The 13974-nt window shown below is 54.4% G+C and carries 15 protein-coding genes; 14 read left to right on the top strand and 1 reads right to left on the bottom strand.

The genetic code is table 11. The annotated features are described in order from the left end of the window. Positions 1 to 13: 13 nt before the first annotated feature. Complete coding sequence (locus KE531_06830) at positions 14 to 403, bottom strand: thioesterase family protein (protein ID MBR9953337.1); 390 nt, start codon at positions 401 to 403, stop codon at positions 14 to 16. Positions 404 to 610: 207 nt separating this feature from the next. Between KE531_06830 and KE531_06825 the strand changes: the two genes are divergently transcribed. The 14 genes from KE531_06825 to KE531_06760 all read left to right on the top strand — a co-directional run bounded on the left by KE531_06825 (position 611) and on the right by KE531_06760 (position 13764). Continuing rightward, on the top strand, positions 611 to 1003 hold the full coding sequence (locus KE531_06825; GenBank protein ID MBR9953336.1) for a zinc ribbon domain-containing protein: 393 nt from the start codon (positions 611 to 613) through the stop codon (positions 1001 to 1003). A gap of 31 nt (positions 1004 to 1034) precedes the next feature. Continuing rightward, entirely contained in the window at positions 1035 to 1730 is a 696-nt protein-coding gene (locus KE531_06820; GenBank protein ID MBR9953335.1) for an MBL fold metallo-hydrolase, read from the top strand. 13 nt (positions 1731 to 1743) lie between these two features. After that, positions 1744 to 2115 carry a VOC family protein gene (locus KE531_06815; GenBank protein ID MBR9953334.1) on the top strand — a complete coding sequence of 124 codons (372 nt, stop codon included), beginning with the start codon at positions 1744 to 1746 and terminating at the stop codon, positions 2113 to 2115. A 16-nt stretch (positions 2116 to 2131) separates the two neighbouring features. Continuing rightward, positions 2132 to 3409: a dihydroorotase gene (locus KE531_06810; protein MBR9953333.1), complete on the top strand. Its 1278-nt coding sequence runs from the start codon at positions 2132 to 2134 to the stop codon at positions 3407 to 3409. Continuing rightward, entirely contained in the window at positions 3406 to 4089 is a 684-nt protein-coding gene (locus KE531_06805) for a YjjG family noncanonical pyrimidine nucleotidase (protein ID MBR9953332.1), read from the top strand. The genes KE531_06810 and KE531_06805 overlap by 4 nt, the downstream gene beginning before the upstream one ends. Positions 4090 to 4199: 110 nt before the next feature. Then, positions 4200 to 5024: a hypothetical protein gene (locus KE531_06800; GenBank protein ID MBR9953331.1), complete on the top strand. Its 825-nt coding sequence runs from the start codon at positions 4200 to 4202 to the stop codon at positions 5022 to 5024. Between the two features lie 183 nt (positions 5025 to 5207). Then, complete coding sequence (malQ, locus tag KE531_06795; protein ID MBR9953330.1) at positions 5208 to 6707, top strand: 4-alpha-glucanotransferase; 1500 nt, start codon at positions 5208 to 5210, stop codon at positions 6705 to 6707. Positions 6708 to 6720: 13 nt separating this feature from the next. Next, positions 6721 to 7923, top strand: a complete 1203-nt coding sequence (locus KE531_06790) for a PucR family transcriptional regulator ligand-binding domain-containing protein (GenBank protein ID MBR9953329.1) — start codon at positions 6721 to 6723, stop codon at positions 7921 to 7923. Positions 7924 to 7993: 70 nt separating this feature from the next. After that, a complete protein-coding gene (locus KE531_06785) occupies positions 7994 to 9217 on the top strand; it encodes a hydantoinase/carbamoylase family amidase (protein ID MBR9953328.1) in 1224 nt (407 codons plus the stop codon). Beyond that, the gene (locus tag KE531_06780; protein MBR9953327.1) at positions 9211 to 10494 is read left to right on the top strand and encodes a dihydroorotase; all 1284 of its coding nucleotides are present in this window, start codon (positions 9211 to 9213) and stop codon (positions 10492 to 10494) included. Before KE531_06785 ends, KE531_06780 begins: the two co-directional genes overlap by 7 nt. Further along, positions 10484 to 10699 carry a hypothetical protein gene (locus KE531_06775; protein ID MBR9953326.1) on the top strand — a complete coding sequence of 72 codons (216 nt, stop codon included), beginning with the start codon at positions 10484 to 10486 and terminating at the stop codon, positions 10697 to 10699. Before KE531_06780 ends, KE531_06775 begins: the two co-directional genes overlap by 11 nt. Beyond that, positions 10699 to 12141 (top strand): sodium:solute symporter family protein, encoded by a 1443-nt coding sequence (locus KE531_06770; GenBank protein ID MBR9953325.1) that lies wholly within the window; start codon positions 10699 to 10701, stop codon positions 12139 to 12141. The genes KE531_06775 and KE531_06770 overlap by 1 nt, the downstream gene beginning before the upstream one ends. Before the next feature lie 11 nt (positions 12142 to 12152). After that, entirely contained in the window at positions 12153 to 12866 is a 714-nt protein-coding gene (locus KE531_06765) for a dihydroorotate dehydrogenase electron transfer subunit (protein MBR9953324.1), read from the top strand. Further along, positions 12859 to 13764, top strand: coding sequence for a dihydroorotate dehydrogenase (locus tag KE531_06760; GenBank protein MBR9953323.1), 906 nt, complete (start codon positions 12859 to 12861; stop codon positions 13762 to 13764). Before KE531_06765 ends, KE531_06760 begins: the two co-directional genes overlap by 8 nt. Positions 13765 to 13974: the final 210 nt, after the last annotated feature.

Here is a 13974-nt window from a genome sequence, read left to right as displayed (position 1 = left end):
CTCCGCCACTTTTCTACTTTTCTCTCTTTTTCTCCGCCTTCGCCGCAAACCTCTCATTGTTGATGACAAACCGCTCATGCCGGCCTTCGCCGATTTTCCCTTTCGCATCAAACGCAGCCACGTGGAAGACGAGGCGGCGTCCGTCGATTTCCAAAAGCTCGCTTTCGCAAAAGACCTTCATGCCGAGGGGCGTGGGGGCGTCGTGGGTGATCTGAAGCAGCGTCCCGACGGTTCCGTCGCCGTCCTCCAAAAACGGGGCGACGCTTTTCCAAGCCGTCATTTCCATAAGCGCCGTCATGGCCGGCGTTGCGAACACGTCAAGCGTCCCGCTGCCCATGGCCTTCGCCGTATTTTCCTCTGTCACCATGACTTCTTCGCGTCCCTTTATTCCAATCGTCAGCATTCCTTTGTACCTCCAATTTCATTTCCTGTCTCATTTTTAAAGCTGAAACGGCACCAGACCGCCGTTTTTCGATTTCAGTATAAAATACTTCCGATGGAATTGCAAGAAGAAAGCCATGTATGCTATACTTATGGTATGAGTCCGGATGCGGCAAAGCCCCGAAAAGGAAAAAACGCGTCCGAAAACGGCAAGGAGGCCCTGGGCACGATGATCTTTATCGGCGGAATCACGCAGAAAACAAAAGAACTTCTTTACCAGGCGGCCGCCATGGTATGCGGCCGGTGCGGGAGATACGGCAGGTACCAGGTTTACATGACGTACATGTGCCTGTCCCTGTTTTTCATCCCGGTTTTTAAATGGAACCGCCGCTACTACGCGAAGACCACCTGCTGCGGGACGCTCTACGCCCTGGCGGAGGACGTGGGACGGCGGATCGAGCGCGGCGAGGAGCTGGAAATCCGGCCGGAGGATCTGACCCTTTTGGAGGACGGCCACAATCCGCCTGCATGGGAGACGAGGGAGCGCCGCTGCCCTGCCTGCGGCTTTTCCACCAGGGAGGACTATGAATACTGCCCGAAATGCGGCCAGAGACTTTTGTAACAGAAAGCATGACAGGAGGTCAGAAAAGCCCATGAAAATCACATACATCCATCACAGCGCATTTCTCGCGGAGACGAGCCATGCCTGCCTGCTGTTTGACTATTTCGAGGGAACGCTGCCGGAAATCCCGGCGGAAAAGCCCCTCTATGTGTTCGCCAGCCACCGCCACCCCGACCACTTTTCCAAGGTGATTTTTGACCTGGCGGACGGCCATCCCGACTGCACGTTTGTGCTCTCCTCGGATATCTGGAGAAAGCGGGTGCCGGACGGCCTAAAGGAGAAGACCGTTTTTCTGGCGCCGGGAGAAAAGCGGGAGATCGGGGGAATTACAGTCGAAACCTTCCGTTCCACGGACGAAGGCGTCGCCTTCTGGTGTACGGCGGACGGAAAGGAAATCTACCATGCCGGTGACTTAAATCACTGGTACTGGGAAGGCGAGGAAGACGAGTGGAACCGGAACATGACAAAGGCCTACCGGGAGGAAATCGAAAAGATGGCCGGGCGGACGGCTGACGCAGCGTTTCTTCCGCTGGATCCGCGGCTGGAACAGTGGTTTTATCTGGGCATCGACGATTTCATGAAGGAGGCCGATGCGAAAGCCATTTTCCCGATGCATTTCTGGGGCCAGTTCGACGTGGCATCCAGGTTAAAGGCGCTTCCCTGTTCCGAAGGCTATCGTGATAAAATCGTGGAAATTTCCAAAGAAGGACAGCAATTTGAGCTTTAAGAAGGAGGACAATATGAATTTTCAGTTTGCGCACAACAATTTCAACGTCATGGATCTGGACAAATCTCTGAAATTTTACGAGGAGGCCCTTGGGCTTAAGGAAGTCAAACGGAAAGAAGCTGAGGACGGAAGCTTCATTATCGTCTATCTCGGCGACGGGACGACGCCTCATAAGCTGGAGCTGACCTGGCTCAGGGACTGGGAAAAGGACCATTATGACCTGGGCGACAACGAGTTCCACCTGGCTTTCATCACCGACGACTTTGAGGCGGCCCATGCAAAGCACAAGGAAATGGGCTGTATCTGCTTTGAAAACGAGAAAATGGGAATCTATTTCATCACGGATCCCGATGACTACTGGCTGGAAATCGTGCCGAAACGATAAGGAGGAAAACTTTATGATGCTGATTAAAGGCGGACGGATCGTGGATCCGAAGAACGGAATGGATCAGACGGCAGATCTTGTCATTGAGAACGGAAAAATCAAGAAAATCGGGACAGGCCTCGAGGACGGCAGCTATGAGACCGTCATCGACGCGTCCGGCTGCGTGGTTGCGCCGGGGCTTATCGACGTTCATGTCCACTTCCGCGATCCCGGACTGACTTATAAGGAAGACATCCAGACAGGCGCCGCCGCGGCGAAAAAGGGCGGCTTTACGACGGTTGTCACCATGGCGAACACGAAGCGGCCGGTGGACAGCGTGGAGACCTTAACATACGTCCTGGAAGAGGGAAAAAAGACGGGAATCAACGTGATGTCGGCCGCCTGCATTTCCGTCGGTATGAAGGGACAGGAGCTGACCGACATGAAGGCCTTAAAGGAAGCCGGGGCTGCCGGTTTTACGGACGACGGAATCCCGATCATGGACGTGAAGCTTGTGAAAACGGCCATGGAACAGGCAAAGGAGTTAAACGTGCCCTTAAGCTTCCATGAAGAAGACCCGGCGTTCATCACGGAAAATGGCATCAATGCCGGGGAAACGGCGAAAAAGCTTGGGATCACCGGCTCGCCGGCGTTAGCCGAGGACTCGCTCGTGGCCCGCGACTGCATGATTGCGCTCCACACCGGCGCCGCCGTGAACATCCAGCATATCAGCTCGAAAAACGCCGTGAAGATGGTGAAGCTTGCAAAGGAGCTGGGCGCAAACGTGACGGCCGAGGTGACGCCGCACCACTTTACGCTGGATGAGACGGCAGTTTTGGAGCACGGCGCCATGGCGAAGATGAACCCGCCGCTTCGGACGGCCGCCGACCGGGAGGCCATCATCGAGGGCATCAAGGACGGCACCATCGACATGATTGCCACCGACCATGCGCCTCACAGTTCGGAGGAAAAGGCCGCAGAGCCCATGTGGAAAGCGCCGAGCGGCATCATCGGCCTTGAGACGGCCCTTGCCCTTGCCGTGACGAATCTGGTAAAGACAGGACATCTGACGATGTCAGAGCTCATGGAAAAGATGAGCTTGAACCCGGCAAAGCTTTATCATTTTGACAAGGGCACCCTTTCGGAAGGCGCCGATGCGGACATCGTGATCTTTAACGAGGACGAAAGCTGGACGGTTACGGAGGACGAGATCGCGTCCAAATCCTGCAACACGCCGTTTTTGGGCCAGACCCTTTACGGAAGAGTCAAATACACCATCTGCGGCGGAGCCGTGGTTTACGAGGATAAGAGATGAAAACATACGAAATGATTCTATTTGATGCCGACGGGACACTTCTCGACTTTGCCAAGGCAGAGGATCGCGGAATCGAGTCCCTCCTTGCGAGATTCGGCGTGCCTGTTACGGCGGAGAACAAAGAAAAATACAGCGTGTTAAACAAAAGCTACTGGCAGCGGCTCGAGAAAGGGGAATTTACCAGGGACGAGATCTTAGGCCTGCGGTTCGAGGACTTTTTTGGAAGCTTCGGTATCACCGTGGACGGCCGCGAGGTAGATCGTCTTTACCGGGAAACCCTTGATACGTCCTCAGACCTGATTGAGGGAGCCGAGGAAATCCTTACCTATCTGAAGGAAAAATATAAGCTTTACATCGTGACAAACGGCGTCGCCACCACCCAGAACCGCCGCCTCGGCGATTCCGGCCTGAAAAAATACTTCGACGGCATCTTCATTTCAGAGGAAGCCGGAGCCCAGAAGCCCCAGGAGGAATTTTTTGAATACTGCTTCCGGCACATGGGACGGCGGGACGTGGAAAACATGCTGGTGGTCGGCGATTCCCTGACCTCGGACATCCGCGGCGCGAACCGGAGCGGCATCGACGCCTGCTGGTACAATCCGAAGGGCGAAGAGAATACGGCCGGCGTCAAGGTGGACTACGAAATTCACGATCTTTCCGAGCTTAAAAAGATTCTCTAGGAAAACGGAAATTTCGCTCCCTGGCTATTGACAAACGTCGTGAGAGTATATATAATAAGGCTTTCCCATATAGAAACTGAAAACTTGACATGTTGAGGGGTGGATATTTTATGAACAAAAATACGACAGATATTACATTGTCTGCTTATTTCAATGACATCGTGATCGGCTATTATGAGGACGAGGGGCTTGTAAAACAGTTCGGGAAACAGCTTGGCTTTGACGTGGATCATGACATGTTCATGGCAGTTTCATTCCTGTATCCGTCCGATGTCAATGTGACGGCTGAGGACAGAGAAAAACTGAACGCACCGGCGGAAAAGGTCATCGAGCTTTCCGAGATCAACAAAAAAATCCAGGGAAAACAGATTATCACGTGTGATGCCGGCGTCTGCGCGATCCTGATTACCGAGGACAAGGCGTCCATGCGCCAGGTTCTTGACAAGGTGAAAGAGATTGTCCCGGCGGAAGTGGAGAAAATCCCTACGGACAAGCGTGTCCGCGTGGGTATCGGAACCATCGAAGGCGGAATCAAGGGAATCAAGCATACCTATTATAATGCACAGGATGCCGTAAAGGCCGGCGAAATCTTCAAGAAAGACCGTACCATCCTGGAATACATGGGCATGGAGATTTACAGCAGCATCAACCAGATGGTTGTAAACTTCGGCGACCGCCTCACAAGAACCGTGCTCCAGCAGCTCGGCGATACGGAAAAGCGTGTGCTCTCCAAGTATTATAAGTGCAAGGAAGACATCGCCCTGACGGCGGAACAGCTCGGCATGAGCGAGGATGAGGTGAAGCACAGCCTGGCTCAGGTAAAGCTCAACACAGGCCTTGACGTAAACGATACGGAGGACAATTTCAAACTCCATTTCATCACAATCGCAAAGAAGGTTCTCGAGAACGACGAGAGAATCAGAAAAAGCAGATAAAAAATTCCGGCAGGCGGAATGCCGCGGCCGGGTACGGAAAGAGGCGTCTCTTCAAATTGGAGGCGCCTCTTTCTTGCATTTTCCCCCGTCATCCCTTATACTTAAACCGATACCTGCAAGAGATTTTAAGAATGCAGGCGGCGGCCAGGCCTTATGCCTGTGCCGCAGAAAGGAAACTGTCATATGAAAACCATGTTGGAGCGCGGAGCAGGGCTTCTGATGCCCATTTCCAGCCTGCCGTCGCCATACGGAATCGGAACCTTCGGGAAAAGTGCCTATGAGTTTGTGGACATGTTAAAAAAAGCCAGGCAGAAATACTGGCAGGTGCTGCCGGTGGGGCCCACAAGCTATGGGGACAGTCCGTATCAGTCCTTTTCTGCTTTCGCAGGGAACCCATATTTCATCGACCTTGATATCCTTATGGAGGAAGGGCTTTTAAAAAAGGAGGAAGTTGACGCCTGCTACTGGGGGGAAGACCCGTCCCAGGTGGCTTACGACGCCATTTTTTATTACCGCTTCCCGCTGCTTAAAAAGGCATACGCCCGCAGCGAATTTAAGGAGGAAGAGGGCTATGAAAAATTTTGCCTGGAAAACTGGTTCTGGCTCGGTGACTATGCCTTTTATATGGCGTTAAAATTCCATTTTGACAACAAAGAATGGCTGGCCTGGCCCGAGGATATCCGCTTTAGGAAGCGGGAGGCCGTGGAAAAGTACCGGGAGGAATTAAAGGACGACATCGACTTTTTCAAATTCCTCCAGTACCAGTTCTTTAAACAGTGGAAGAAGCTTCGTACATACGCCAACGAGCAGGGCATCCGGATCATCGGCGACATCCCGATCTATGTGGCTCTCGACAGCGCCGATGTCTGGACGCATCCGGAACTGTTCCTTTTGGACGAGGAGAACCTGACGCCGGTCAAGGTGGCAGGCGTGCCGCCGGATGCCTTCAGCGAGACCGGCCAGCTCTGGGGAAATCCGCTGTACCGGTGGGATGTCCAGATTAAAACGGATTTCGCATGGTGGAAGGAGCGGATGAAGGCCTCGGCCAGGCTTTACGACGTGGTGCGGATCGACCATTTCATCGGCGTGGTGCAGTATTACACGATCCCTTACGGCGCAGAGGACGGGAAGCTCGGCGAGTGGAAGAAAGGCCCCGGAAAGCTTCTGACGGATGCCATCAATTCCGTCGTGGGCGAGACGAAGATCATCGCAGAGGATCTCGGCGTCTTTAACCCCGATGTGAAGGCGCTTCTCGAGGAAACCGGCTACCCCGGCATGAAAATCATCGAATTTGCCTTCAGCGGCGACCGGTTCAACGAGCACCTGCCCCACATGTATTCGCCGAACTCCGTCGTCTACGGCGGAACCCATGACAACGAGACTCTGGCCGGATACTTTAAGCCCGAGGCGCGCCAGTGGTGGGAGCTTCAGTATATTTCCGATTACATGGGCGTCGCCCACCAGTCGGAGGTGGTGGACAAGGTGTTCTTTACGGCGTATGCGTCGGTGGCAAGCGTCGTGGTGTTCCAGGTGCAGGATGTGTTAAAGTTAGACAACCGGGCCAGGATGAATACGCCGGGCACAGTCGGGAACAACTGGCGCTGGCGGATGACGCCCGGGCAGTTAAAGCAGGAGCATCTGGACAGGCTTTCCTGGCTGGTGGATACCTTCGGGAGATTTTAAGGAGGCAGGCGGATTGGCAAGCGTGAGCGATCTTTTGAAAGTGCCGGCGCTTAAGGGGATCCGGGTTGCGGCCGGAGAGAAAGGACTTGGCCGCCGCGCCGAGCATGTGACCGTTATGGAGGTGCCGGACATCAAGCGGTGGTTAAAGGGAAACGACTTTTTAATTACCAGCTTTTATTCGGTGCGGAAAAGCGAGGAGGAACAGTGCGCCCTGATTCGGGACCTGTCCGATACCTGCTGCTGCATTGCGGTGAAAACCGGGAAATATGTGGCCTCGCTGGCGGAGGGTGTGCGGAAAACGGCGGACGAGTGCGGCCTGCCGCTCCTTGAAATCCCCTTCGAGCTTCCCTATATCGACATCATGATTAACGTCATGTCGGTGCTCATGGAAGAGGAAGGAACCTCCGTGATCCTGGAAAAGTACATCAAGGACATCATCTATGAGAATTACAGCGATGAGACTTTGATTGTGGAGCGGGGAAGGCTTTTTGGAATCGAGGCCGACAAAAACTGGTTCTGTGCCTTAAACGTGGGCGTGTCCCCGAAAGAGGCGCCGGCCGGTCTGCGGTTCTTGAGCAAGCACCTTCAGCAGTTTTTAAAGGATTCTCCGTCCGTGCGCGGCTGTTACAAGCTTTCCCTGGAAAATGGATTCCTGCTTTTAATGGAAACGGCAGATAAGCCAGCCCTGGAAATTCTCGCCGGCCGGCTTTTGGAGGAAGAGGCGGAAAGAGCCATGGAGGCGAGCGGCCTTGCTTCCGTTTCCTGCGGCCTCGGTTCCGTGGAACAGGGCCTTTCGGGAATCCGCGGTACCTACACGGCTTCCTTCCGGGCGAAAAAGACGGGAGCCCTGCTGTTCCCGGGCAAAAATTATTATACCTGGCAGGAGATGCAGCCCTTCTGTACGCTGGAGGAAGTGCTGTCCCAGCGCGGCACCAGGGTATTTGCCGGCGCTCTTTCCATGGTGAAAAACAGGGAAATCCTGGACACGCTGACGTGCTATTACGAATGCGACGGACGCATGGAGCTGGTGGCGGAGCGGATGCACACCCACCGGAACACGATCAAGTACCGCCTGCACCGTCTCCAGGAGCTTACGGGCCTGGATTTAAAGAACCCGAAGGACAATTTTAAGCTCTATCTGGCCGTCCTGGCGCGGAAGCTTCATTCTGCCCAGAGAAATTGTCAAAATGGACAAAAAAACGAAGAAAAAGTTTGAGTGACAGGACAAAGTACACAAGCCCCCGAAACGCTATAATAGAGCTATCAAAGAATAAGGGGGCGGTCCTATGGAACACCGGATCGAAGATATCCAGTATTGTGAAAAGCTCTTCGACGCTTTTTACGATATCGGAAGCACGGCCGAAGGCGGCGTTACGAGACTTGGCTACACAGAAGAGGAAGACCGGATGCATGAGGTTTTTGCGGCTCTCGGGGAAGAACTCGGGTGCACAGTAAAGACGGACGAGGCCGGGAACACCTACGTGATGAACAGCCGGACGGAAAACGGATACTATCTGATCGGATCTCACCTGGATTCCGTAATCGAAGGCGGGAGATATGACGGCGCTGCCGGGATCATTGCAGGGTTAATGGCTGTCCGGTGGGCAGCAGAGGAAGGCCTTTCCATTCCGATCCGTGTCGGCGCATTCCGCTGTGAGGAATCCAGCAATTTCGGCTGCTGCACCATCGGCAGCGGGCTGATTACGAACGAAATCTACAAACAGAATATCGGAGGCCTCATGTCCAAGAACGGGGACCGCCTGGAAGACATCTTTAAAAAACGCGGGTACAATCTGCGCCCTGATAAAATCCGCGGGGTGCAGAAATACCTGGAGGTACATATCGAGCAGGGCAAAATCCTCGAGGAAACCGGCACATCGGTGGGCATCGTCCAGACCATTGCCGGCCCGAGGCGGTTCAAGGTCTACCTGCGCGGCATGGCCGAGCATTCCGGCGCGACACCCATGTACATGCGAAGCGACGCCCTCTGCGCGGCGGCCGAGCTGATTCTGGAAATCGAGCGGATCGGGAAAAAGGAAGCCCTTTATCAGTCAGTGGCGACGGTGGGCGTTGTCACCAACCGTCCCAATGCCTTAAACGTCATTCCCGGCGAGGTAGAGCTGGGAATCGACATCCGCGGCATCGAGGCGGCAAGCCTTGACCGGATGGAACGGGAAATCCGGGAGACGGCCGGCCGGATCTGCGGAAAGCGCGGCATCGAGTACCTGGAGGAAAAAATCAGCGAAATCCCGCCCATCGATATGAGCGCCAATGTGCAGAACGGGCTGGAGGAAGCCGCCAGACGCGCCGGGATCAGCAGCAGGCGGATGATGAGCGGCGCCGGCCATGACGCCATGTCCTTTGCCTCCCTCTGTGAGACGGGAATGGTGTTCATCCCCTGCCTAAAGGGGCTTTCCCATAACCGCAAGGAGTTCACCTCCATTTCCCAGATATGCGACGGTGCGCGTGTGATCTATGAATATCTGAGAGAGGAGGGAGCAAAATGCTGATTAAAAACGGACATGTGATGGATCCGAAATCCGGGCTGGACGAGACGCTTGATATTCTGATCCGTGACGGAAAAATTGAGGGCATCGGAAAGTACCCGGAAAGCGGGGAATACGGCGAGGTCATCGACGCCAGGGGAAAAATCGTGGCTCCCGGCCTTGTGGATGTGCATGTACACTTCCGGGATCCAGGTTTCACGTATAAAGAGGACATGGAGACAGGCGCGGCCAGCGCGGCGGCCGGAGGATACACGACGGTGATCTGCATGGCGAACACAAACCCGGCCGTGGACAATGAGGAGACGCTTTCGGATCTCAGAAAACGCGCCGAGCGGCTGCCGATCCATGTTTTAAACACGGCAGCGGTGACGAAAGGCTTGCAGGGAAAAGAGCTGACAGACATGGAAGGCCTGAAAGCCCTGGGCGCCGTGGGCTTTACCGACGACGGGATTCCGATTAAGGACGTGCGCCTTGTGACGGAGGCCATGCGGCGGGCCGCGGCACTGCGTGTGCCCATCAGCTTCCATGAGGAAGACCCGGATCTCATCGGAAGCTCCGGCGTCAACCAGGGGGCTGTCTCAAAAGAGACCGGTGTTGCCGGGGCCCCGACCGTCTCGGAAGAAGTGCTGATTGCAAGGGACTGCCTGCTGGCGCTCCATGAAAAGGCCAGAATCAACATCCAGCATGTGAGCTCCGGTGTTTCCGTGGACATTTTAAGAACCATGAAAAAGCTTGGCGCCGATATCTACGCCGAGGTGACGCCGCAGCATTTCTCGTTAAATGAGACGGCTGTCCTTAAAAAAGGCGCACTGGCGAAGGTAAACCCGCCGCTTCGCACCGAGGAAGACCGCTACCGCCTGATTGAGGGGCTAAAGGACGATGTGATCGACATCATCGCCACCGACCATGCGCCCCACAGTGCGGAAGAAAAGGCGCGTCCCCTTGCGGAAGCGCCGAGCGGGATGATCGGGCTGGAAACGGCCCTGGCCCTGGGGATTACAAATCTTGTCCGCAGGGGCCATATGACGATGATGCATCTTCTTAAGAAAATGACGGAAAAGCCGGCGGAGCTTTACGGCCTGCCCTGCGGCACGCTGGCAGTTGGGAATGATGCGGATCTTGTGATTTTTGATGAACGGGAAAAATGGACGGTGGAAAATTTCCGCTCCAAATCGGCCAACTCCCCGTTTATCGGAATGGAACTTTATGGAAAAGTAAAATATACCGTCTGCCGCGGGCAGATCGTATATCGGGATGAGGAGGAAAAGCATGAAACATAAACTGATCGGTACGATTTTTGCCGTTCTGTTCCTTTTGGCGTTTCTGCCGCTTCCGTTTACGGAGGGGGAACAGACGATGCTGTTCGGGTGGCTTCCGGCCACGCTGGCATACTGGTGGGTCCTGATGGTGGTGAACCTGGTGTTCGTCTTATGGGTCTGCAAGAGCTTTGTCAAACATGCAAATGAGGAGGAGGAAAAAGAATGATAAACACAGGCGCATTAAGTCTCGGAATCATTTTGCTCTATCTTTTTGCGATGCTGGCCCTGACGCTCTGGAACGGCAAGAAAAAACAGCAGAAAACGGCGGAGGGATTTTTCCTGGCAAACCGCGGCGTCAGCTCGGTGCTTCTTCCGCTTACGATGATCGCAGCCATGCAGAGCACCTTCGCGTTTTTAGGCGCGCCGGGCATGTACTATACCCACGGAATTTCCTATATCTGCATCGTTTTAAGCCAGGTATGGGTGGCTCTGATGGTCATTTATTTCGGAAATAAGATCCGTCTTCTCGCAAAGAAGAAAGGCTATATGTCTCTGGGCGACTATCTGGAGGACAGGTACCAGAGCAAATACATGAAGATTTTCTCTTCCTGCGTTTCGGTTCTTATGACGATGGTATTCCTTTCCATGCAGTACGTGGGGAATGCCCGTGCCATGAACATTGTCGGCGGGGATGCCATCGGATATGAGGCCGCAATCCTCGTGTCCATCGTGTTCTCCCTGCTTTACGTCCTGATCGGCGGCGCCGGCGGCGTTGTCCTTCTGGATGCGGTGCAGGCCATTATCCTGCTGGTTGGTATCGTCGTGGCGGCGTGGATCGCCCTGGTTCCCTCCGGCGGCATTGTGGCCCTGTTTACACAGATCGCCGATACGGCGCCGGAGCTTCTTTCCAGGCCTGGCCCCCAGGGACTTTACACGGGGAAATACTGGATCATGCAGTTCATTGTGCTGCCCTTTGGCATCTGGCTCTGCCCCCATGTATGGATGAAGTCTCTGATGGCAAAAGATGAAAACGCCCTGGCGAAATCGGCTATCAGTATCCCGGTTTCCCAGATTCTGATTTACGGCTTTGCCACCCTGTTCATCGGCCTCGCAGGTCATCTTCTGGTGAGCCCGGATCAGGTGGGCGCGGCAGACAATGTCCTGCCGGTTTTAATGACGACGCGCTCCAAGTGGTACATTGCCGCCCTGGTTATGGCAGCCGCCATCGCCGCGGGAATTTCCACCATCAACGCGATGCTTCTGGTAACGTCCCAGATCGTGTCCCAGGATCTGATCCTGATTAACAGGAAAGGGAAGATTTCCGAAAAGCAGAACATGCTGTTATCGAGATTCATCGTACTTGTGATTGCGGCCGTCTGCGGCGTAATCGCCTTAAATCCGCCGGAAACCCTGGTTCAGATCGTACAGGATGTGGCTTACACGGGGCTTGCACAGCTTGCGCCGCCGTTCCTTCTCGGCCTGTACTGGAAGCGCTGCAATAAGTGGGGCGCAGCAGCCGGCATGACGGCCGGCATTATCATCCTGTTCGGAACGCGGATTCTCAATGTGCAGCCGCTTGGCTGGCCTGGCTTCATGTGGGGCTTCTTTACGAATATCATTCTGACCGTTGTGATTTCCCTGGCCTGCGGGAAGCGGGAACAGGCTTAAAGGAGGGCAATATGGCTAAAATTTTGAAAAATGAGCGGCTGTCCGAGGACTTTTACCTGATGGTCGCCGAGGAAGAAAATCAGGCTGAAATGGGTCAGTTTTATATGCTGAGGGCATGGGATGAGTTCCCGGTGCTCTCGCGCCCCATCAGCGTCTTTGATGCTGATGGAAAGACCGTAAGCTTCCTTTATAAGGCAGTCGGAAAGGGCACGGAAATTTTCTCCCGTCTTGAGGCAGGGGATGAGATTACCCTGGACGGCCCCCACGGAAACGGGTATCCCGACGAGGGGAAAAAGATCGCCCTGGTGGGCGGCGGCGTCGGCATTGCGCCCCTGTACCTGACGGCAAAGAAGCTTAAGGAAAGCGATCCGGAGAGAACCGTGGACATCTACTTAGGTTTCAGCGGCGAGCCGGTGATGATCGAACAGTATGAGGCCGTGGCTGACCGGGTGGTTGTTAATGTGGGCGGCTTCATCACCGATGAGATTGACCCGAGGGAGTATGACTGCATCATGACCTGCGGGCCGGAAATCATGATGAAGGTGCTGTGTGCAAAATGTAAAAAGCTTGCGGTATCGGCGCCGGTTTATGTATCCATGGAAAACCGGATGGCCTGCGGCATCGGCGCATGTCTCGTCTGTACCTGCCGCACATCCGGCGGCAATAAGCGTACCTGCAAGGACGGGCCGGTATTTTTAGGAAGCGAGGTGTTTGGGAATGAGTAAGCGTCTGGAGACAGTATTCGCAGGGGTAACATTTAAAAATCCGGTTGTGCTTGCTTCCGGAACCTGCGGCTTTGGAAAAGAAATGAACGAATATTTCGATATTGAAAAGCTTGGCGGTTTAAGCTCCAAGGGCCTGACACTTAACGCCAGAGGCGGAAACGACGGGATCCGTATCTGGGAGACGCCCAGCGGGATCATGAACAGCGTAGGCCTTGAGAACCCGGGCGTCCGTCATTTCGTGGAACATGAATCCCAGTGGCTGAACGAGAAAAATCTGGTTCACCTGGTAAACCTGGGCGGTCATTCCATGGAGGATTACATCGAGGGCGCCGAGCTCTTAAATGACTGTGACGTCGACATGGTGGAGCTCAACATTTCCTGCCCCAACGTGAAGGCCGGCGGCATGAACTTCGGCGTTAAGGCGGAGACGGCCGCAGAGGTGGTGCGGAAGGTACGTGAAGTGTGCCGTCACAAGATGGTGGTAAAGCTTTCGCCCAACGCCGAGAACATCACGGAGCTGGCGCTGGCCTGCGAGGCGGAAGGCGCCGACGGCCTCTCCCTTACGAATACATATCTTGCGATGGCCATTGACATCAATAAGAGAAAGCCGGTGTTTGACAACGTCTACGCAGGGCTTTCCGGCCCGGCCATCAAGCCGATCTCCCTGCGGATGGTGCACCAGGTTGCCCACGCAGTGAAGATCCCGGTCATGGGCCTCGGCGGCATCACCACATGGCAGGACGCCCTGGAATTTATCATGGCAGGCGCGGCGGTGATCCAGGTTGGAACGGCCTCCTTCATGAAACCGTCCATCGCCATGGACATTATCGACGGACTGGAAAAATATCTGGAAGAACAGAATATCGGCAATATCTCGGAGCTCAGAGGGATTGTATAATGAAGGCAGGCGGGGACGTGTTCCCCGCCTGTTTTTGGCTGTTTGTGGGAAATTCCATGCGGAAAAAGAAAAATAATTCTTATAGCGAAATAAATTTCGTCAAGATGAATACGGATTTTATATAGATTATTGTTTCTCTATCGAAAAAAACAGTGAATAAAATTTCGTAAGTCGGTTGACAGGAAAATCACTGTGTGATATTTTTGTCAG

It is taken from the genome of Eubacteriaceae bacterium Marseille-Q4139 (genome assembly GCA_018223415.1).
In the GTDB taxonomy this organism is placed as follows: Bacteria; Bacillota; Clostridia; order Lachnospirales; family Lachnospiraceae; genus CABSIM01.
Note: the sequence above shows the minus strand (reverse complement) of the source record. Positions and strands in the feature narration are given on the sequence as shown.